Below are 19774 nucleotides of genomic sequence, written 5' to 3'. Positions count from 1 at the left end.
ATACGGATATCGGCCTGCATCTCACCGGCGGGAACCACTGTCCCTTATCCCGTTCACTACCAATCCCAAAAGCCAGATCAGCGCGGCCAATGAAGACGTCCTGCACATGCTCCGCGACCGCCCGAAACTGACGGCTGACCGCAACCCGACCGGTCGCGGGAATTTGCCGAACCCGCCCAATAAGGTAATCTGGCGGTCCGATCAGGATTCACGACACCACAGGACCGCCAACACCTTGACTCTGGGCACCCTCTTCTGGCTTTTCATCGCCGGCCTCGCCATCTGGTACTGGTGGCGCGCCAAGGCCATCAAGGACTTCGTACTGAAGGCCGCCCAACGCTACTGCAAGTCCATGGATGTGCTGCTTCTGGACGATGCCGTCTATCTGCGCGGCCTCTGGTTCAAACGGGATAGCGACGGCAAGCTGCGGGTCTGGCGGCGATTCCTGTTCGATTTTACCACCACCGGCGAAGAGCGCTATACCGGCCGCATTATCATGCTTGGGCGGCAGATCCTGAACATGGAGCTCGACCCTCACCGCTTCTGAAACCCTCGCCCCTGGCGGACTGCAACAAAAATGTCACATTTATCCGCCAATCTTGGGGGATCATTTCCATCGGTGTGAGCAGGCATAAGACAGATGATTCAGGAGCACAAACTTCGGGGCTGTACCGGCAAAGCCAGGGCGCTGATCGGCGCACTTCTTCTGGCAATCACCCAGGCCTCCGCAGGCCATGATCTGGAGATCCACGGTTCCAACACGGTCGGAGCCACTCTGGCACCGATGCTGGTCACCGGTTATCTGGAGCAACTGACCGGCGGCTCTGTCAGCACCGGCGGCACTGGCGCCCCCAATGAGAAGATTCTCAGTGTCGGACAGGACAACGACAGGATCAGCGTTCTGGTCGCCGCCCATGGCTCCAGCACCGGTTTCCGTGCCCTGAATGAAGGCCAGGCCAACATCTGGGCGGCATCACGCCCCGCCAAGCCCGCCGAGGTGGAACAACTCAGTGACCGGGCGGACATGACCTCACTGGACAGCGAACATGTGATCGCCATCGACGGGCTCGCCATCCTTGTTCATCCGTCCAACCCCATCGTCAGGCTGAGCATCGAAAACCTGGCCCGGATTTTCTCAGGCGAGGTCCGCAACTGGTCAGAGCTGGGCGGTCCCAACCGCGAGATCCACCTGTACGCCCGGGACAATCGTTCCGGCACCTGGGACACCTTCAGTTCCCTGGTACTGGGCAAGGCGTACGAGTTGCACGAATCGGCGCGACGCTACGAGTCCAACGACCAACTCTCCGATGACGTGGCCCGGGACCCGGCCGGCATTGGTTTTTCCGGCCTGGCCTCGGTTCGCGACAGCAAACTGCTGGCCATCTCCGACGGCAATGCCCCGGCTCTCAAGCCTAACCAGCTCACGGTGGCCACTGAAGACTACCCACTATCCCGCCGGCTGTTCATGTACACCCTGGGCAACCAGACCACCACCATGGCTTCCGGCCTGATCGAGTTCGCGCTCGGTCAGAAAGGTCAGGACCTGGTGGCGGATTCCGGTTTCATTTCCCAGAATCCCATCGCCGTCAAACCCGAGTTTGACGCCACCGTTCCCCGGACCTTCCAGCAGCTCACGTCCAACTACCAGCGCCTGACCGTTAATTTCCGGTTTGCCGAAGGGCGCACCCGGCTCGACAACAAGGCCCTGCGGGATCTGCTTCGGGTGAAGCAGTACCTGCGCCGACACAACCGGACACCGGATGACCTGATGCTGATCGGTTTTGCCGATGCCCAGAGTCATGAACTCCGGGCCCAGATGATTTCCGAACTCCGTGCCCTGTCCGTCAGCACAGCGCTGCGCAAAAACGGCCTGCTGGATGTGGCCTATACCGGCTATGGCCAGTACATGCCGGTTGGCGATACCGGCAGCCCCCGGAACGGGCGGGTTGAAGTCTGGATCAAGCAGTAAGGGGCCCGGCCGGGTGCTTCGGCAATCCCTTATCCGCCTACATACAACTTATATGTTTGGCCCCCTATACTGCCCGGTGCCAACATTCACCAACAGACCGGGACAATGGACATAAAAAGCGAACATCTGTACGCCATCAACCTCAACGTCCGGGGCATCCAGCCCTCGGCGACCCTCCGGATCAACGAGCTGAGCAACCACCTGCGCGCGCAGGGCAAAGACATCATCAAACTGGGCCTGGGTCAGTCGCCCTTCCCGGTTCCCGAGCGCGTGGTCGAGTCCCTCAAGGCTCACGCCCACGAAAAAGACTACCTGCCGGTGCGGGGCCTGAAGGATCTGCGTGAAGCCATCTCCGGCTATATCAACCGCAGTGAGCGCATGCGTTCCACCTGGGAAGATGTACTGATCGGCCCCGGCTCCAAGGAGCTGCTCTTCATGCTGCAACTGGCCTACTACGGTGATCTGCTGATTCCACGGCCGAGCTGGGTGTCCTACGCGCCACAGGCCCGTATCATCGGCCGTTCCGTACACTGGCTGCCAACCCATGCCGAGAACAACTGGCAGTTAACAGCGGAAGAGCTCGACATCATCTGTCGGGACGACCCGTCACGCCCGCGCATCCTGATCCTGAACTACCCGTCCAACCCGACCGGCTGCACCTACACCGACGATCAGTTGCTGGCGATTGCCAACGTGGCCCGCAAGTACAACCTGATCCTGCTGTCGGATGAAATCTACGGCGAGGTGCACTTCGAGGGCAAACACAAGTCCATTGCCCGCTACTACCCGGAAGGCACCATCATCAGCACGGGCCTGTCCAAGTGGGCCGGCGCAGGCGGCTGGCGCCTGGGCGCGTTTATCTTCCCACCGGAACTGCGGCCCCTGCAGGACGCCATGGCGATCATTGCCAGCGAAACCTTCACCTCGACCAGCGCGCCAACCCAGTACGCGGCGATTACTGCCTTCAACGGCGGTGATGACATCACCGAGTACCTGACCCAGTCGCGCCGGGTGCTGAAGGTGGTCGGCGAGTACATGCACCGCCGCCTGAACGAGATGGGCGCGGTGGTACAGAAGCCGGAGGGCGCCTTCTATCTGTTCCCGGATTTCTCCAGCTTCCGCGACAGGCTGGCCAGCCAGGACATCAAGACGGCCCAGGCCCTGTGTACGGCGCTACTGGAAAAAACCGGGGTGGCCATCCTGCCCGCCAGCGACTTCGGCTTCTCACCGGATCACCTGGGCGCACGCCTGGCCTTTGTGGACTTTGACGGCGGCCAGGCCCTGGCTATCGCCGGCGACGAATACGCGGAAAAAGAGCTGGACGACGCGTTCGTACAGCAAGCCTGCCCCCGCCTGGTCATGGCCATGGACAAGATGGAGGGCTGGTTCAACAGCCTGTAATCCCTCCGTGTTAGACTGGCACCCTCGAAATCCAACGCCGGGGGTGCCATGCCCAATCCCGATTACCTGCAAGCCATTACCGATTTCGGCGAAGCGCTGGCCCTGGAGGCCGGTGAACTGATTCGGCGCGAACGCGAGGAAAACACCCTCCGCACCGATTACAAAGAGCAGACGGAACTGGTCACCCATGCCGACGTCATGGCAGACGAGTTCATTACCGGGGCGATCCGCAAGCGCTTCCCGGACCACCGCATCCTCTCCGAAGAAACCATGCCGGACCTGTCCCAGGCTGAGGAACTGGACACTCCGCTGTGGATCGTGGACCCCATCGACGGCACGGTGAACTACGCCTACGGCCACCCGCAGGTAGCCGTCTCCATCGCCTATGCCGAAAACGGCCAGGTGCGCTCCGGCGTGGTGCACGCCCCCTTCCCCGGCGAAACCTTCCGGGCCACCGAAAGCATGGGAGCCACACTGAACGGTGCCCCGATACGCCACAGCGGGGCAGATACGCCGCGCCAGTCGCTGTTCGCCACCGGCTTTCCCTACACCAAAGACGATCTGGCGCCACTGATCCGGCGACTGGATGCCATGATCCACCAGTGCCGGGATCTGCGCCGCATCGGCTCAGCGGCTCTGGACATCTGCTGGGTGGCCTGCGGCCGGCTGGATATCTACTACGAGAACGTCAGCCCCTGGGATTTTGCGGCGGCAAGATTGATCGCAAAAGAAGCCGGGGCCACCGTGGGCCACTTTGGCGAAGTGCCAGAGGGCTACCCGGCAGACCTTTGGGGGAAGGATATCCTGATTTCAGCGCCCGGAGTCTGGGCACCGGTCCGGTCGATTCTCCGGCAGGCGTCCGGGTACGAGTAAGGCCGTTAAAAGGATTCGGAGGGGCGAACGCCGCACAGAATGTTGAAGGCCAGGGATGGCCTGAAACAAGCGCACATGGACGTGCTTGTAGCGGTTCTGTGCGGCGTTTGCCCCTCCGGTCCTCGTTCGCTCCGGGAACTCAGCCCCAGAGGCTCTCAGACACCAGACCCCAGGCCTCATCGAAGTCCGAGGACGGCAGGCGGGTAAACGATGAGCGCACAAAGCGCTGAATGCGGCCCTCGATAAACACCATCACGAAATCCGCACCACGGGTGGCGCTGGTCCGGGGCCGCAGGCCCTGACGGATCTCCCCCTCTTTGAGGGTCTGGCGAATCTGGGTTTCCAGACGCTCAAAGAACTGCGAGGCCCGCTTGCGCAGGGAGACATCCTCGCCCATCAACGCGTCACCGGTCAGCACACAGCACAGGCCCGGGTTGCGCTCGGCAAACACCAGTACCAGATGCACCAGTTGCTGTATCCGCACCCGGGCATCCTCCTGTTCCTGCAGGATTACCTGACAGCGGGAAAACACCGCCTCTTCGGCAAACTCGATCAGCGCCTCAAACATCTTCCGCTTGCTGGGAAAATGCCGGTACAGGGCCGCCTCGGTCACACCGACGGTTCGGGCCAGCCCGGCGGTGGTGATACGCACCCCCGGGTCGCTTTGAAGCAGTTCAACAAGCGCCCGGAGGATACTCTCCCGACGACTGGGTTTGGTATTGGTCATGTAACAGCTACAGCGCTTTTATGGTTTCTGGTTTTCGTTTTTTATCAGAAAAAGGTGCCATCAATGGGCGAAGAGGCACTGGCATAGAGTTTCTTGGGCATGCGGCCGGCCAGATAGGATTCCCGGCCGGATTCAATGGCCAGGCGCATGGCATTGGCCATACGGATCGGGTCCCGCGCCTGGGCGATGGCGGTGTTCATCAATACACCATCACAGCCCAGCTCCATGGCGATGGTGGCGTCGGATGCCGTACCGACGCCCGCATCCACCAGCACCGGCACCTGGGCGTTCTCGATGATCAGGCGCATGTTGTAGCGATTCTGAATACCCAGGCCGGAGCCGATAGGCGCGCCCAGTGGCATGATCGCGACACAGCCCATTTCCTCCAGGCGCATGGCCAGCAGCGGGTCATCGGAGCAGTACACCATGACTTTGAAACCGTCCCTGATCAGTTCCTCGGCGGCGATCAGGGTTTCCGGCATGTTCGGGTACAGCGTCTTGTGCTCACCGAGCACCTCAAGCTTGACCAGGTCGTGGCCGTCCAGCAGTTCCCGGGCCAGCTTGCAGGTCCGTACCGCGTCCTTGGCGGTGTAGCAGCCGGCGGTGTTGGGCAGGATGGTGTAGCTGTCCGGGGACACCACATCCAGCAGGTTGGGCTCATCCGGGTTCTGGCCAATGTTGGTCCGGCGCACGGCAACGGTCACGATCTCTGCGCCACTGGCTTCAATGGCATGGCCGGTCTCGGCCAGATCCCGGTATTTACCGGTGCCGACCAGCAGTCGGGACTGGTAGACCCGGCCGGCGATTTCCAGAGGTTTGTCTTCGGGGAGCTGAATGTCTGCTGAATCTGTCATAGCCTTCCTGAGTCTGTTAAGAAGAAATCCTGAACGGGGTGGGCGGCGGCTCAGCCACCACCGATGGCGTGCACCACTTCCACCCGGTCGCCGTCGTCCAGGATGAATTCCGGGTGCTGGCTGCGGGGAACGATATCCTCGTTAACCTCAACGGCCAGCCGCTTGCCGGCCAGAGCCAGCTTTTCGATCAGCACCGCCACGGTGCTGCCTGCCGGCAACTCTATGGTTTCACCGTTCAACTGAATCTGCATGACTGCCGTCACCTCCGCTCTCGTTTCAAAGCCGCCGCGATCAGCAGTGCCCAGCCAACCATGAAGCAGACACCGCCAACCGGCGTCACCGGCCCCAGCCAGTGGGTACCGGAGAGAACCAACAAATACAGGCTACCGCTGAATAGCACTATACCAGCCACCCAGAAACCACTGGCAACAGCCAGCAGTCGCCGCTTCAACCCCAGCGCCGGCATGAGCGCCGTCACGATGAGGGCCAGGGCATGATACATCTGGTAACTGACGGCGGTTTCGAAGACCGACAGGGCACGCTCGGTCACCACACCACGCAAACCGTGAGCGCCGAAGGCACCGGCGATCACCGCCAGCAAAGCCGCCAGGCCACCAATGGCCAGCGACCAGCGGATGATGGAACCCGGGGTTGTCTTAACTGCAGTCACAGGCGATGGTCTCTCCGGTATCAAGGTTCATCAGGGTCAGCTCGTTGCCCCAGACACAGCCGGTATCCAGGCCGATAAACTGGTCACTGCCGGTTTGGCCCACCAGTGCCGCCCAGTGGCCGAAAACCACGCGGGTTGAGTCCGGCCGGGGAAAACGGAACCAGGGCGCATAGCCTTCCGGGGCTTTATCCGCCGATTCCTTGGCAGAAAGTTCCAGCGTGCCGTCCTCGGCGATAAAACGCATCCGGGTGAAATAGTTGGTGATCGCCCGCCAGCGTTCCATGCCGCTCAGATCATCCCGCCAGCAGGCCGGCTCATTGCCGTACATCTGCCGGAAGTAATCCTCTGCGTCCGGCCCCTGGATCACCGCTTCGACTTCACGGGCACAGGCCATGGCCTTCTCCACGCCCCAGATGTGAGGGACACCGGCATGGGCGACCAGAAGATTGCGCCCGGCATCGTGAATGCACAGCCGCTGCTGACGCAGCCAATGGAGCAGGTGATCACAGTCCGGGGCGTCGAGAATCGACTGCAGCGTATCCTTGCGACGGAGTTTGTGGCCTCCAAGGGCCACCGCCAGCAGATGCAGATCGTGATTGCCCAGCACCACCCGGGCCGAATCCCCGAGGCCTTCAGCATAGCGCAGGGCCGCCAGCGACGACGGCCCGCGGTTGATCAGGTCGCCGGCAAACCAGAGCCGGTCCCGGGACGGCGAGAATCCGGCCTTGTCGACCAGATCCTGCAGACGCTCATAGCAGCCCTGGATGTCGCCAACGGCGTAGTCAGTCATCACTTACCTCGTTGCTGTTTTCCCCGGAATGCTCAAACAGGAAATCGGCAATGTGTACGTAGTCGGCCAGTGTCAGGTTTTCCGGCCGCAGGCCGTCATTGATGCCCAGCGCCTGCAACTGTTCGACCGTGATCAGGCTGGCCAGGGCCTTGCGCAGGGTTTTCCGGCGGGCATTGAACGCCGTACGCACCACGGCCTGCAGGGTTTTCAGGTCTTTGGTCGGGTGCGGCAGTTGCTCATGGGGCACCAGGCGCACAATCGCAGACGCGACTTTGGGTGCCGGACGGAAGGCTCCCGGCCCCACCTCGAACAGCGGCTGCACCCGGCAGAAATACTGGGCCATGATACCCAGGCGGCCGTAGTGATTGTCCCCCGCCTGAGCGGCCAGACGCTGTACCACTTCTTTCTGCAGCATGAAGTGCATATCACGCACCACACCGGCCTGCTCCAGCAGATGGAAAATCAGTGGCGTGGAGATGTTGTACGGCAGGTTGCCGACGATCCTCAGCGGACCGTCCGTCATCAGTTGACGGAAATCGAAACTCAGGGCGTCCGCTTCATGAATCTGCAGGTCCGGGTAATTGAAAAACTTGGTGCGCAGAACCGGGATCAGGTCTCGATCCAGCTCCACGACCTGCAGGCGCGGGTTGGCCTGCAGCAGTTCTTCGGTCAGCGCCCCCAGCCCGGGCCCGATTTCCACGATGGTCTCGTCAGGCTTCGGGTGGATGGCCCGGACGATCTTCTCAATCACACCGGGGTCATGGAGAAAGTTCTGGCCAAAACGCTTGCGGGCCTGATGGCCGTGCTTGTTACTCATTCAGTGTCTCCAGACCGTGCCGCTTTGCGGCAGCGAGCCATGTGTCCGGCCACGCGAATGGCGGTGTGCAGACTGCCGGCATCGGCACGCCCGGTTCCGGCCAGGTCCAGGGCGGTGCCATGGTCCACCGAAGTGCGCACGATGGGCAGGCCAAGGGTAATGTTGACCGCCCGGCCGAAGCCCTGGAACTTCAGCACCGGCAGTCCCTGATCGTGATACATCGCCAGCACCGCATCGGCGTCGTCCAGCCAGTGCGGCGTAAACAGGGTATCCGCCGGCAGCGGACCGGTCAGACGGAGGCCTTCGTTCCTGAGCTGATTCAGGGTCGGCTCAATCACCTCGATCTCTTCACGGCCCAGATGTCCGCCTTCCCCGGCATGGGGATTCAGCCCCGCCACCAGAATGCGCGGCTGCTGAATGCCAAAGAAGGTCTGCAGATCGGCATTGAGGATACGGGTAACCTGGGTCAGCCGCTCCGGTGTGATCGCCGCAGAAACATCCTTGAGGGGTAAGTGAGTGGTCACCAGTGCCACCCGCAATTCCTCGGTCGCCAGCATCATCACAACCCGTTCCACCTCGCAGATCGCCTGCAGGAACTCCGTGTGGCCACTAAAGGCGATGCCGGCTTCGTTGATCACACCCTTGTGTACCGGTGCCGTCACCATGCCATCGAAGTCACCGGCAAGGCAGCCTTCGGCGGCAGTGGTCAGGGTGTCCAGAACATACTGGCTGTTGCTGGCGTCGAGTTGTCCAGGCTCCGAGGCGTGACAGCCTTCGACGGTCAGGACAGAAAGGTGCCCCGCTCTTTGCTCGGGGCGCTCGCCCGGCTGCCAGTCACGCAGGGTAACCGGCAGCTCCATGCATTCCGCACGGGCCGCCAGCAGCTCCCGACTGGCAACCACCACCAGCCCCTCGTCCCGGTCTTCGCCCGCCAGTTGCAGGCACAGTTCCGGTCCAATGCCCGCGGGCTCACCGGCGGTCAGGGCGAGGATTACCGGCTCGGTCATGACGCGTTGTCATCTCCAGTCTCGGCATTCATATCGGCGTACTGGCCCTTGAACTCAACAAAGGCCTCGTCGCGGATCTCACGCAGCCAGTTCTGCAATTCGGTATCAAACTTGCGGCGATAGATGGTCTGGCGGGCCTGGGACTCCTGGTTGGCCTCGGTGACGTCCTGCTGACGACGGTCCTGAACCTGCAGGATGTGCCAGCCAAAGCGGGAACGGACCGGCCCGTAGATTTCGCCGACCTCGGCGTTCATCATGGCTTCCTCGAAGGCCGGCACCATCTGACCGGGGCTGACCCAGCCCAGGTTGCCGCCGTCGGAGCCGGACACCGGGTCGTCGGAGACTTCCTTCGCCAACGCCGCGAAATCCGCACCGCTCTGCAGTTGCTGATAGATTTCCTGGATGCGTTGCTCGGCCTGCGCCTCAGTCACCGCGTCAGACGGACGGATCAGGATGTGGCGCACCTTGTTCTGCTCAACCACCTGCTGCTGTTCGCCGCCCCGTTTGTCCATCACCATCACCAGGTGAAAACCGCTGTTGTTTTCCAGCACTTCGGACGTCTGGCCGACGTTCAGCTCCTGGACCACCGGCGCCACCAGTGACGGCAGTTGGCTTTCAGCCCGCCAGCCCATGTCACCACCTTCCAGGGCATTGCTGGCATCCGACTGGGCGACAGCCACTTCACGGAAGTCTCGGCCGTCCAGGATCTGCTGGCGCAGGTTCTCGGCTTTGGCTCGGGCCTCATCCACAGAGGCGTCGTTACCAGGCTCATCCACTTCAACGAAAATGTAGGCGAGGTGGTACTCCGCCTCGTTGCCGCCCCGGGCATCTTTTGCCGCCAGGAAATTATCCACTTCCCGGTCCGTCACCCGCACGCGGCTGCCCACGCGGCGCTGCTGTACACGACTGGTGAGCATTTCATTACGGATCTGCTCACGAGCCTGCTGGTAGGTCACCCCTTCCTGGGCCAGTTGGCTCTCGAATTGCTCCATGGTCATGCCATTGTTGCTGGCGATGTTGGCCAGGGTCTGGTTCAGCTCGTTATCACTGACCCGCATACCCATGTTATTAGCCATCTGCAGTTGGATGGATTCGGTGACCAACTGCTCCAGCACCCGCTCCTCAAGCAGCCCACGGGGCGGCAGGCCGGTGCCCTGGGCACTCAGTCGGCCCACGATGGTGTTCACCCGTGCCTGCAACTCGCTCTGCAGAATGGCCTCGTCATCCACAATGGCCACCACCTGGTCCAGCAGTTTGCGTTCGGCCTGGGCGGAAACCGACAACGCCATCATTACCAGTGTCAGCAGCAGTGTCAGTCCCTGGCGGACAGTCGCCTTCATAGTCACCTCTTGGTTGATCATTTCTAAGCCGCATCCCCTACCGGGCTTTGCAGGCCTTGGTTCGTTTTACCGGCTTGGAGTTCCAAAACGGCGACGCTCGCGTTCGTCGTAGCCATAAATGGCTTCGGCAATGCTATCGGACGCACCGCCACCGCCGCCAAGCCCTTTCAGCTCGATACGGAACAGCAGACGGGAATCCAGAATCTGGTCATCGGTCAGGTAGTTCTGATGCACCACCTGGACACTCCAGCAGCAGTTGTTGTATTCCAGACCGGCCAGACTGCCAACGGTGCGGTCGAGATCGGCATCATACACCCAGCGGCCGATCACGCTCAGCCGGTCGGTCACAGGGAAGACGGTACCAATGTCGGTCTGATCGAGTACATCCCGGTCCGGATCGGAGGCTGTGCTGTCGTAGGTGTGCCCGACGGTCGCCAGATAGCGGTAATCCTCCGAGTGGAAGGTCAACTGACTCCGGCCCTCGACCGTCTCCCCGGTATCATGATCCCAGAGCCCTGAGGAACGGATTTCCAGATTATCCAGAGGGTGCAGCACCAGTTCGCCGGCAAAGGGGGAACGGGCCCGGCTGGAGGCCCCGTTGCCGAAGAGCGTCACTTCGCGATCATCAAAGTAGCGCACCTGCCCGATACTGATCCGGGCCCGCTCGGCACCGGTTTCCAGATCATTGATCCGGCTGGTCAGCGATACCGTCAACTGGTTGGCATCGCCCACCCGGTCGCCACCCGTAAAACGGTTACGGCGGAACAGCTGCTCATAGCGGAAGCTGCGCAGCCCGGTGTCGAAATCGGGGATATGGTTCTGGTCTGCGTCCGCGTCGGCCCAGGCGTAATAGAGGCGCGGTTCCAGCGTCTGATTGTAGGGCACATCGAACAGACTGGAACGGCGGTCAAAATACAGGCCGTTGTCCCACTCGAAAACCGGGACCGAACGATCGAAGCTGCCATCGCCCTGGGTGTAGTCGTCCAGCTCGTAACGGGTGTAATCGAGGCTGACCGACGGCCGGCTGTAGCCCCAGAGCGCGCGCATGGGCAGCGCCACCTCGGGAATGGCCCGCAGGCGCTGGCCAGTGGCGCGATCCAGGCCCGTCAGCCCTTCGTTATCCCGATCAAACCAGGTGTACTGGCTCTCCAGATTGGCTTCCAGCCAGCCGGCTTCCAGGGTACCGCCGTACAGGAGTTCCGGAAGCTGGTCGTATGGCCGGTTCTCGTCAAGGATACGATCCTCAATGGTCTGGTAACCGTTCAGGTAGGCCTCAAAGTACTGGTCGTCACTCTGGTAACGCACCCCGCCCCGGCGGCGCAGGTGGGTGCTCTGGTTGATCGCCAGGGACCGGTTCAGATCGTCCAGGTAATCGTCATCGGAGACCACGGAATAATCCCCGTAGCCCCGCCAGCCATTGCCGAAACCGGCACGGGTGGTGAAATCCAGGGCCCAGCGTTCACCGTCTTCGCCGGGGTTGTCGTCTTCGTAGGCGGAATCGTTATTGATGTAGCCCACCTGCAGCACACTCTGGCCATATTCGCTCAGGTAGCGGCCTTCGGCCTCGGTGAACAGGCCCCGTCCGGAGATGAACTCAGGGGTTAGTGTGGCGTCATAATGAGGCGCCAGATTCAGGTAATAGGGAGTTGCCAGATAGCCACCACCACCGGCACTGGACGAACCGAAAGAGGGATAGAGAAAGCCACTCTTGCGGCGGTCATCAATCGGGAAGCTGATGTAGGGCCAGTAGAAAACCGGTGTATCGAGCACTTCCAGGCGCACGTGTTTGGCGGTGCCTGTGCCCTCGGCCCGATCCAGGCGGATATCCGAGGCGACGATGGACCAGTCATTCTGCTGCGGGGCGCAGGTGGTGAGCATGCCATCGGTGATCTGAACCTCGCTCTCGCCGATCCGGCTCAGCCCCGCGGCCTGCCCCCGAAGCTCCGCCTCATGCAGCAGGAAAGTGGCCGTATTAACGTCCATCCGACCGGAGGACACCGAGTACCGGGCCTCTTCCCCGGTCATCAGAAAGCCCTGGCCACGGCTGACAATCGGCCCCTGCATGCTGACTTCGCCGGTCGCTTGGTTATAGACCGCTTCGGAACCCGACGCCCGGAACTCACCCTGCCTGAGTTTTACGTCCCCCTGCAGGTACAGTTCCGAATCCATCCGGTAACGGGCATTGAGAGCGCTGGCCTGCAGAGGCAATTCACCGGAGGCTGGAGTCTCCTCGTTGGCCTCTGTGGCGGGCATTGAGGGCAGGTAGCCGCCCTGACAGGAAGCGGGGATGGTCTCGGCCACTTCCGGTGGCAGTTCACTCTTCGGGCGCCAGTCAATTTCCGCTGCTGTCGGGGGCTCGTTTGCCTCCGCCGCGAAGACCGCTGGCGGCAGAACCATCGCCATGATGAACCCGGCAAGGCGCTTCCTGGACCCACTCAGGGAATGACGATGGCTGGGCACGGTAGAGAGTTTCCTGTTCCGGGTGAATGACAGTCGGGGTTGAACCGGCTCACTAGTTTACACGCGCCCCCCGGCCTTGTTAACGGAAACGCCGCTGCAAATCCGATTTACCCTATTTATACTTGGGCCTGTTCGCACTACTTGCATCGCGTCTGCTACCGTTCCAGAGCATGCCCCGGAATCAGAGGAAGCCAATAATAACCATGGATACCCGCCTGCAACTGCTGACCGAATGGGTCAGGCAACACCCTGGCTTGGAATCGGCAAACCCCGAGCCGGTGTCCGGCGACGCCAGTTTCCGCCGGTATTTCCGGGTATGGCGCACCAACGGGGGAGGAAATCCGACACCGTTGATTGTCATGGACGCACCGCCCGCCCATGAAGACTGCGCGCCCTTCCTGGCCATCGCCCGGCACTGGCACCAGCACGGTATCGCAGTGCCCGCCATTGAAGCGGAAGACCTGGACCAGGGCCTGCTGATGCTCGAAGACCTGGGCGACCAGCAGATGCTGGCGGAACTGGACGACCGCAATGCCGACCCTCTTTATCACCAGGCCCTGGACGAACTGTTGTTGATTGCGCGCCAGGACTCCCCCACGGACTATACTCTGCCGCCCTATGATGCCGCCCTGCTGGACCGGGAGATGGCCCTGTTCCCGGACTGGCTGCTGGAGCAGCACCTGGGCCTGGAACTGGGCAATCACGACCGGGCGATGCTCGATACCGCTTTCGGTCTGCTGAAGGAAAGCGCCCTGGCCCAGCCGGTTGTGACCGTGCACCGGGATTACCACTCGCGCAACCTGATGATCCGGACCGGCGACTCACGCCCGGGCGTGATCGACTTTCAGGATGCGGTGCGTGGTCCCATCACCTACGACGCCGTGTCCTTGCTCAAGGACTGCTACATCCGCTGGCCCCGGGAACAGGTGGAGCAATGGCTGGAGTACTACCGCCAGGCGACCGTCAAGGCCGGCCTGCACCGGGCGGACCCGGAAACCTTTGCCCAGTGGTTTGATTTGATGGGCATGCAGCGGCACCTGAAGGCCGCCGGCATTTTCGCCCGCCTGGCCATCCGGGATGGCAAGACCGGCTATCTCCAGGACATTCCCCGGACCATCAGCTACCTGTGCGAAGCCAGTGCCCGCCAGCCCGCCTTCCGGCATTTCCATGAATGGCTGTGCGATACCGTCATCCCCAAAGTGGAACAGCAGATCGGCCCCTTGCCGTCCGGGGAGTGCCAGCCGCAGTGAAAGCCATGATCCTCGCTGCCGGGAAAGGCGAGCGTATGCGCCCACTTACCCTGAGCACCCCGAAGCCGCTGCTGGTTGCCGGCGGCAAGCCATTGATTGTCCATCACATAGAACACCTGCAGGCAGCCGGTTTCCGAGACCTGGTCATCAACCATGCCTGGCTGGGAGAACAGATCGAGCAGGCATTGGGGGACGGTCGCGATTACGGCGTTCGCATCCGCTATTCCGCCGAAGGCGAGCCCCTGGAAACCGCCGGAGGCATCATCCGCGCCCTGCCCCTGCTGACCGACGAGGGCGACACGTGGTTTCTGGTCATCAATGGCGACATCTGGACCGATTTTCCCTTGTCCCGACTGATACCTCCGGACGATGACTGCACCGATGCCGTGCTGGTAATGACAGACAACCCGGACCACTACCCCAACGGCGATTTTCACCTGGGCAGCGACGGAGTGCTCGCCAGTGATGGCCCGAACCGGCTCACCTTCAGTGGTATCAGCCTGCTGCACCGCCGCCTGTTTGCCGGACTGGACGACAGCGCCGGAAAGCTCGGCCCCGTGCTTCGCCGCGCCATGGCAAACGACCGCGTGCGCGGGGTACACCACACCGGACAATGGCTGGATGTGGGCACGCCCCAGCGCCTGGACGAGCTGGATAAACGCCTGAGCCATGGCGGAGTCCCATCATGAGCAAGGCCAAAGCCAATGCGCGCCTGTCTCCACGCCTTGAGTCGGCACTCGCGGAGCTGCTGGGCGAACTGTCAATCTGCGATTACCGTGCGGACCGTTTGGTCAGCCGTACCAGCCTGCCCTTCTGGTGCCGTCCGCCACTGTTTTTCTTTCTGGGTCATCTCGCCAAAGCAGAAGGGCGGGTCACAGAAACCGACATAGGCTACGCCGAGGCACTGATCAAGGCCCTGAAACTGTCCTCCCGGCAGCGCCAGCAGGCCATCAAACGGTTCCGGCAGGGCAAAGACGCCTCGAACCTGCCCATGCGCCGCGGCCTGATGTTCCGGTTTTTCGGCCGGCTGTGGCCGGATCTCGCCCTGAAGGTGGCCATTTGCCTGTGCCATGGCGCCCAGATCAAAGGCCAGCCCGGCAAAGCCCGACGCTACCGGTGCGAAGATGCCATCGCGGCCATGGGCCTGCCGGTGACCGTCAGCGATGAGATTCTGGAAAGCTACGGCGCCCGGGCCTGGATGCGGGATGCACCACCCGCCGCGCAACCCACCACCTATGAACAGGCCTGCCGGATACTCGGCGTCAGCCGCCGGGACAGCCTGGAAGCCGTAAAAAAAACTTACCGCCGGAAAGTCTCCAGTTGCCACCCGGACAAACTCGCCCGGCAGTCCCTCACCGCCGCCGAGCGCGACCGGGCCAAGGATCAGCTACTGCGCTATCAGCAGGCCTGGGAACTGATACAGCGGCGTCACAACTTAACCTGAGCCTGCCTGTCGGAGCACCCAGGTCACCACGCGATTGGCCACCCATCGGGCGTCTTCAGCCACCGGTGGACTGGCCATAGGCAGGGGCTGTCGCTGGTAGTCCGCCACTCCCTGGCGGGCGAAGGCTCCGGCCCGCTGTTGGGCCCGGAGGTCTGCCCTGCCGTTGGTATCGTGCAGGTCCAGCAGACGCCAGGAACGCTCGCCCGCCAGCTGTTCGGGCAGTGCCGCCAGTTGTTGGGGGTAGAACCTCGGCGCCAGCCAGATCACGCCAGCGGGTGTCCCGGTGGCTGCCGCCCATTGAGTGACATAGTCGGCGGACCAGCCAACGCCGATCAGATACACCCGCTGGTAGCCCCGTGCCGCCAGCTCTGCCGCCGCAGCATCCAGCGCGGCACTGACGGCGGTGCGGTATTCCGACGCCAGACCCTCCAGGTTGTTGCTCTGCGCCACATTGATGGCAGCCTGATTTCCGGCAACTGCCTGCGTCGATTCTTCCTCGCCCTCAGGCGTGGGGACGTTCCGTTCCTCGCGGGCTTCGCGCAGGGGTTCCGGCGGCTCATTCAGGCCCAGCGTCATGGTGGCCAGCCCGGATTCGGCAAGGGCCTGGCGCAACGGGCCGAGCACCGCTTCGTCGGCCGTCTGGCCTTCGTCTGCCAGTACCAGCACGGCGCCCCGGGTGGGCGTTTTCAGTTCCGGCTGGAACAGGGCCAGTGCCCGGTTATCCTCATTCGGTGACAGCCAGACCGCCTGATCCGGGTACAGGCGGGCAAGCGCCCACTCCCCCAGGCCCGTGATCACGCTGGAACGCTCCATGGAACCATTGCCGGTGGTCGGAGCCGGTTCTGGCGGGGCCTCCGCATTCTCCGCCGCCTGCGCCCACAGGTTCGCCGATAACACAGCGAGCAGGCCTGCCAGACCAGCCGTTTTCAGACATTTCCCAATCAACAAAGCCTGTACCCCACGCTGCGAAATTCACCGCCAAGCTGATAGACTAGCAGGGTTCCCAGAAAGCCGATAACCCGGCCCAACACTGAACCCGACAGACAACCGAGAGAGTCCAGATGAACCCGTACCTGATTGCCCCATCCATCCTCTCTGCCGATTTTGCCCGCCTGGGCGAAGAAGTGGATAACGTACTGGCCGCTGGTGCCGATGTCGTGCACTTCGATGTGATGGACAATCACTATGTCCCCAACCTAACCATCGGCCCCATGGTGTGCCAGGCTCTGCGCAAGCACGGCGTGACCGCACCGATTGATGTGCACCTGATGGTCTCTCCGGTGGACGATCTGATCCGCATGTTCATTGACGCGGGCGCCAGCTACATCACCTTCCACCCGGAGGCGAGCAACCACATCGACCGCTCCCTGCAACTGATCCGCGATGGCGGCTGCAAGGCCGGCCTGGTGTTCAACCCGGCCACGCCGCTGAGCCACATGGACTACGTGATGGACAAACTGGACATGGTGCTGATGATGTCCGTAAACCCCGGTTTTGGCGGGCAGAAGTTTATCCCGGGCACCCTCGACAAACTCCGTGAAGCCCGCCGGAAGATCGATGCCAGCAACTACAACATCCGCCTGGAAATCGACGGCGGTGTAAAAACCGAGAACATCCGTGAAATTGCCGAAGCCGGCGCCGACACCTTCGTGGCCGGGTCCGCCATCTTCAACACGCCGGACTACAAAGCCACCATCGATGGCATGCGTGAGGAACTGGAACAGGCCCGCAAGGTTATCGGCGGATGAACCTGAACGGCCTGTTCAATGACCGCTGGCCCGGTGTCGCGCTGTTCGATCTTGACGGCACACTCGTGGACAGCGCCCCGGATCTGGCGGCGGCCACAGACCGGATGCTCGAACACCTGGGTCGCCCACGGGCGGGGCTCGAGAAGGTCCGGAACTGGGTGGGTAACGGCTCGCCGGTACTGGTCCGCCGGGCACTGGCCGACCAGGCGGACTGGGAGCCGGCCCGCCCGGAAGACGACGCCCTGTTCGAGGATGCCCTGGCCATTTTCTTCCAGGCCTATGGCGAGCTGAACGGACAACACGCCCGGGTATACGACGGCGTGCTGGACTGCCTGGCACACCTCAAGCACCATGGCTGCCGGATGGCCGTGGTCACCAACAAACCCGAACGTTTCGTGGCGCCTTTGCTGGAGCGCCTGGGCCTGGCCGAGTGGTTTGAACTGACTCTCGGTGGCGACACCCTGCCGGTGAAAAAACCCGACCCGGCGCCGCTGCTCCGGGCCATGGAAGCACTCAACGGCACACCGGGCACCACGGTCATGGTGGGCGATTCCGCCGCTGACGTGGACGCAGCCCTGGCCGCCGGCATTCCCAGCGTGGCCGTACGTTACGGCTACAACTTCGGCAAGCCGGCCGATACTCTCGGCGCAGACGCCGTTGTTGATTCGCTGGCCGAGCTTTTGTAATCTCGCAAGGACGTTATATTTTGGACTCACTACTTCGGGAGATTCCTGCCGTGCAGGGACTGCATCTGACTGCAACGCGAGGCATTCTGACCAGCCGCGCAACACGATGGTGGCGATGGCGCACCGGCTGAGCAGGCCACGGGGCGGACGCCCACACCACCGGTCATGACGGTAACGGACCGTTGTGACAAAAAGCAGATCAGTTTTCAGGAAATCGACCCATGACACCCGAGCAATTCTCCGAGCTCGCCGAAGCCGGCTATAACCGTATCCCTGTCTACCGCGAAGTACTGGCGGATCTCGACACCCCACTCAGCACCTATCTGAAACTGGCCAGCGGCCCTTACTCGTACCTGTTTGAATCGGTACAGGGCGGTGAAAAATGGGGCCGTTACTCCATCATCGGCCTGCCCAGCCGGGAGATTCTGAAAGTCTTCGATTACCGTATTGAAGTCTCCCGCAACGGCGAGGTTGTCGAGGAAGCCGAGGTCGAGGATCCCCTCGTCTTTGTGGACGAATACCAGAAGCGTTTCAACGCGCCGGACCTGCCGGAACTGCCGCGATTCAACGGCGGCCTGGTGGGCTATTTCGGCTACGACACCGTGCGTTACATCGAAAAGCGCCTGCGCAACAGTTGCCCGCCGGACCGCATCGGCACCCCGGATATCCTGTTGATGGTGTCGGATGAAATTGTCGTGTTCGACAACCTGCGCGGCAAACTGCACCTGATTGTGCACGTGGACCCGGCCAGCGAAGGCGCCTACGAACAAGCCCAGGCCCGCATTGACGATCTGGAGTCCCGGCTGCACCGCCAGACTGCCGACGCACCGCGCACGCCCGAACACCTGCGCGGCAAGGAAGTCGACGAGACCGACTTCATCTCCGGCTTCAGTCAGGACAAATTTGAAAACGCCGTCGAGAAGATCAAGGAATACGTCCTGGATGGCGATGTCATGCAGACGGTGATCTCCCAGCGCATGTCCATCCCCTTCGAAGCGCCACCGCTGAACCTGTACCGGTCACTGCGCGTGCTCAACCCCTCGCCGTACATGTATTTCCTGGACCTGGACGACTTCCACATCGTCGGCTCCTCGCCGGAAATCCTGGCGCGGGTGGAAGATGAGGAAGTCACGGTGCGGCCCATTGCCGGTACCCGCAAGCGCGGCGCCACCGAGGCCGAAGACAAGGCGCTGGAAAAGGAACTGCTGGCAGACCCTAAAGAAATCGCCGAGCACCTGATGCTGATCGACCTGGGCCGCAACGACGCCGGGCGGGTTTCAGAAACCGGCACCGTGCGCCTCACCGACAAGATGATCGTGGAACGCTATTCCCACGTGATGCACATCGTGTCCAACGTCACCGGCCGGCTGAAGCGCGACACCAGTTGTCTGGACGTGCTGCGCGCCACCCTGCCCGCCGGCACCCTCAGTGGCGCCCCGAAAATCCGGGCCATGGAAATCATCGACGAACTAGAACCGGTGAAACGGGGCGTCTATGGTGGGGCTGTGGGCTACCTGTCGTTCAATGGCAACATGGACACGGCCATCGCCATCCGTACCGCCGTCATCAAGGACAAGACCCTGCACATCCAGGCAGGCGCCGGCATCGTCGCCGACTCTGTTCCACGCATGGAATGGAAAGAAACCATGAACAAGGGCCGCGCCATTTTCCGCGCCGTGTCCATGACTTACAACGATTACGACCACTGAGTCATTGCAAGGGAGGGAGCAGACCTACC

At 62.2% G+C, this 19774-nt stretch carries 20 protein-coding genes; 10 read left to right on the top strand and 10 right to left on the bottom strand.

Features of this window, described 5'->3' with window-relative positions:
- The first annotated feature begins 235 nt into the window (after positions 1 to 235).
- The 4 genes from HNR38_RS01275 (at position 236) to HNR38_RS01260 (ending at position 4243) form a co-directional block, all read left to right on the top strand.
- On the top strand, positions 236 to 547 hold the full coding sequence (locus tag HNR38_RS01275; RefSeq protein ID WP_183698963.1) for a DUF3301 domain-containing protein: 312 nt from the start codon (positions 236 to 238) through the stop codon (positions 545 to 547).
- 93 nt (positions 548 to 640) lie between these two features.
- Positions 641 to 1969, top strand: coding sequence for a substrate-binding domain-containing protein (locus tag HNR38_RS01270; protein WP_183698961.1), 1329 nt, complete (start codon positions 641 to 643; stop codon positions 1967 to 1969).
- A gap of 105 nt (positions 1970 to 2074) precedes the next feature.
- Entirely contained in the window at positions 2075 to 3370 is a 1296-nt protein-coding gene (locus HNR38_RS01265) for a pyridoxal phosphate-dependent aminotransferase (protein ID WP_183698959.1), read from the top strand.
- Between the two features lie 48 nt (positions 3371 to 3418).
- Positions 3419 to 4243, top strand: coding sequence for an inositol monophosphatase family protein (locus tag HNR38_RS01260; protein WP_183698957.1), 825 nt, complete (start codon positions 3419 to 3421; stop codon positions 4241 to 4243).
- A gap of 139 nt (positions 4244 to 4382) precedes the next feature.
- Here the strand turns inward: HNR38_RS01260 and slmA are convergent, their stop codons facing one another.
- From slmA to HNR38_RS01215, 9 genes are all read right to left on the bottom strand, one after another.
- A complete protein-coding gene (slmA, locus tag HNR38_RS01255; protein WP_183698955.1) occupies positions 4383 to 4970 on the bottom strand; it encodes a nucleoid occlusion factor SlmA in 588 nt (195 codons plus the stop codon).
- A gap of 44 nt (positions 4971 to 5014) precedes the next feature.
- A complete protein-coding gene (locus HNR38_RS01250; RefSeq protein WP_183698953.1) occupies positions 5015 to 5824 on the bottom strand; it encodes a thiazole synthase in 810 nt (269 codons plus the stop codon).
- A 50-nt stretch (positions 5825 to 5874) separates the two neighbouring features.
- Positions 5875 to 6075 (bottom strand): sulfur carrier protein ThiS, encoded by a 201-nt coding sequence (thiS, locus tag HNR38_RS01245; protein ID WP_183698951.1) that lies wholly within the window; start codon positions 6073 to 6075, stop codon positions 5875 to 5877.
- An 8-nt stretch (positions 6076 to 6083) separates the two neighbouring features.
- Complete coding sequence (locus HNR38_RS01240; RefSeq protein ID WP_343068199.1) at positions 6084 to 6494, bottom strand: DUF423 domain-containing protein; 411 nt, start codon at positions 6492 to 6494, stop codon at positions 6084 to 6086.
- Positions 6481 to 7284, bottom strand: a complete 804-nt coding sequence (locus HNR38_RS01235; RefSeq protein ID WP_183698949.1) for a symmetrical bis(5'-nucleosyl)-tetraphosphatase — start codon at positions 7282 to 7284, stop codon at positions 6481 to 6483. The genes HNR38_RS01240 and HNR38_RS01235 overlap by 14 nt, the downstream gene beginning before the upstream one ends.
- Entirely contained in the window at positions 7277 to 8101 is an 825-nt protein-coding gene (rsmA, locus tag HNR38_RS01230) for a 16S rRNA (adenine(1518)-N(6)/adenine(1519)-N(6))-dimethyltransferase RsmA (protein ID WP_183698948.1), read from the bottom strand. Before rsmA ends, HNR38_RS01235 begins: the two co-directional genes overlap by 8 nt.
- Positions 8098 to 9108 (bottom strand): 4-hydroxythreonine-4-phosphate dehydrogenase PdxA, encoded by a 1011-nt coding sequence (gene pdxA / locus HNR38_RS01225; protein ID WP_183698946.1) that lies wholly within the window; start codon positions 9106 to 9108, stop codon positions 8098 to 8100. The genes rsmA and pdxA overlap by 4 nt, the downstream gene beginning before the upstream one ends.
- Positions 9105 to 10448, bottom strand: coding sequence for a peptidylprolyl isomerase (locus HNR38_RS01220; RefSeq protein WP_183698944.1), 1344 nt, complete (start codon positions 10446 to 10448; stop codon positions 9105 to 9107). Before HNR38_RS01220 ends, pdxA begins: the two co-directional genes overlap by 4 nt.
- Positions 10449 to 10514: 66 nt before the next feature.
- A complete protein-coding gene (locus tag HNR38_RS01215; protein ID WP_183699699.1) occupies positions 10515 to 12851 on the bottom strand; it encodes an LPS-assembly protein LptD in 2337 nt (778 codons plus the stop codon).
- Positions 12852 to 13111: 260 nt separating this feature from the next.
- Here HNR38_RS01215 and HNR38_RS01210 point away from each other — a divergent pair, with 260 nt between their 5' ends.
- From HNR38_RS01210 to HNR38_RS01200, 3 genes are read left to right on the top strand one after another with little or no spacing between them, the layout of a single operon-like run.
- Positions 13112 to 14158: an aminoglycoside phosphotransferase family protein gene (locus HNR38_RS01210; protein ID WP_183698942.1), complete on the top strand. Its 1047-nt coding sequence runs from the start codon at positions 13112 to 13114 to the stop codon at positions 14156 to 14158.
- On the top strand, positions 14155 to 14847 hold the full coding sequence (murU, locus tag HNR38_RS01205) for an N-acetylmuramate alpha-1-phosphate uridylyltransferase MurU (protein WP_183698940.1): 693 nt from the start codon (positions 14155 to 14157) through the stop codon (positions 14845 to 14847). The genes HNR38_RS01210 and murU overlap by 4 nt, the downstream gene beginning before the upstream one ends.
- A complete protein-coding gene (locus HNR38_RS01200) occupies positions 14844 to 15602 on the top strand; it encodes a co-chaperone DjlA (RefSeq protein ID WP_183698938.1) in 759 nt (252 codons plus the stop codon). The genes murU and HNR38_RS01200 overlap by 4 nt, the downstream gene beginning before the upstream one ends.
- Here HNR38_RS01200 and HNR38_RS01195 read toward each other — a convergent pair.
- Positions 15594 to 16499 carry a DUF3530 family protein gene (locus tag HNR38_RS01195; protein ID WP_183698936.1) on the bottom strand — a complete coding sequence of 302 codons (906 nt, stop codon included), beginning with the start codon at positions 16497 to 16499 and terminating at the stop codon, positions 15594 to 15596. The genes HNR38_RS01200 and HNR38_RS01195 overlap by 9 nt on opposite strands.
- A 164-nt stretch (positions 16500 to 16663) precedes the next feature.
- Here HNR38_RS01195 and rpe point away from each other — a divergent pair, with 164 nt between their 5' ends.
- The 3 genes from rpe (at position 16664) to trpE (ending at position 19745) form a co-directional block, all read left to right on the top strand.
- Positions 16664 to 17350: a ribulose-phosphate 3-epimerase gene (gene rpe, locus HNR38_RS01190; protein ID WP_183698934.1), complete on the top strand. Its 687-nt coding sequence runs from the start codon at positions 16664 to 16666 to the stop codon at positions 17348 to 17350.
- Entirely contained in the window at positions 17347 to 18036 is a 690-nt protein-coding gene (locus HNR38_RS01185; RefSeq protein ID WP_183698932.1) for a phosphoglycolate phosphatase, read from the top strand. Before rpe ends, HNR38_RS01185 begins: the two co-directional genes overlap by 4 nt.
- Before the next feature lie 221 nt (positions 18037 to 18257).
- A complete protein-coding gene (trpE, locus tag HNR38_RS01180) occupies positions 18258 to 19745 on the top strand; it encodes an anthranilate synthase component I (protein ID WP_183698930.1) in 1488 nt (495 codons plus the stop codon).
- Positions 19746 to 19774 lie beyond the last annotated feature (29 nt).

It is taken from the genome of Marinobacter oulmenensis (assembly GCF_014201735.1).
GTDB lineage: Bacteria > Pseudomonadota > Gammaproteobacteria > Pseudomonadales > Oleiphilaceae > Marinobacter > Marinobacter oulmenensis.
The sequence above is the reverse complement of the archived record's forward strand: the minus strand, read 5'-3'. Positions and strand labels throughout refer to the sequence as shown.

What these genes read in the sequence shown, in the direction of transcription:
- trpE (WP_183698930.1), top strand. Translation starts at nt 18,258, where the DNA reads ATGACACCCGAGCAATTCTCCGAGCTCGCCGAAGCCGGCTATAACCGT.
- HNR38_RS01210 (WP_183698942.1), top strand. Translation starts at nt 13,112, where the DNA reads ATGGATACCCGCCTGCAACTGCTGACCGAATGGGTCAGGCAACACCCT.
- thiS (WP_183698951.1), bottom strand. Translation starts at nt 6,075, where the DNA reads ATGCAGATTCAGTTGAACGGTGAAACCATAGAGTTGCCGGCAGGCAGC.
- HNR38_RS01200 (WP_183698938.1), top strand. Translation starts at nt 14,844, where the DNA reads ATGAGCAAGGCCAAAGCCAATGCGCGCCTGTCTCCACGCCTTGAGTCG.
- pdxA (WP_183698946.1), bottom strand. Translation starts at nt 9,108, where the DNA reads ATGACCGAGCCGGTAATCCTCGCCCTGACCGCCGGTGAGCCCGCGGGC.
- HNR38_RS01215 (WP_183699699.1), bottom strand. Translation starts at nt 12,851, where the DNA reads ATGGCGATGGTTCTGCCGCCAGCGGTCTTCGCGGCGGAGGCAAACGAG.
- rsmA (WP_183698948.1), bottom strand. Translation starts at nt 8,101, where the DNA reads ATGAGTAACAAGCACGGCCATCAGGCCCGCAAGCGTTTTGGCCAGAAC.
- HNR38_RS01260 (WP_183698957.1), top strand. Translation starts at nt 3,419, where the DNA reads ATGCCCAATCCCGATTACCTGCAAGCCATTACCGATTTCGGCGAAGCG.
- HNR38_RS01265 (WP_183698959.1), top strand. Translation starts at nt 2,075, where the DNA reads ATGGACATAAAAAGCGAACATCTGTACGCCATCAACCTCAACGTCCGG.
- HNR38_RS01270 (WP_183698961.1), top strand. Translation starts at nt 641, where the DNA reads ATGATTCAGGAGCACAAACTTCGGGGCTGTACCGGCAAAGCCAGGGCG.
- HNR38_RS01220 (WP_183698944.1), bottom strand. Translation starts at nt 10,448, where the DNA reads ATGAAGGCGACTGTCCGCCAGGGACTGACACTGCTGCTGACACTGGTA.
- HNR38_RS01250 (WP_183698953.1), bottom strand. Translation starts at nt 5,824, where the DNA reads ATGACAGATTCAGCAGACATTCAGCTCCCCGAAGACAAACCTCTGGAA.
- HNR38_RS01185 (WP_183698932.1), top strand. Translation starts at nt 17,347, where the DNA reads ATGAACCTGAACGGCCTGTTCAATGACCGCTGGCCCGGTGTCGCGCTG.
- slmA (WP_183698955.1), bottom strand. Translation starts at nt 4,970, where the DNA reads ATGACCAATACCAAACCCAGTCGTCGGGAGAGTATCCTCCGGGCGCTT.
- HNR38_RS01235 (WP_183698949.1), bottom strand. Translation starts at nt 7,284, where the DNA reads ATGACTGACTACGCCGTTGGCGACATCCAGGGCTGCTATGAGCGTCTG.
- rpe (WP_183698934.1), top strand. Translation starts at nt 16,664, where the DNA reads ATGAACCCGTACCTGATTGCCCCATCCATCCTCTCTGCCGATTTTGCC.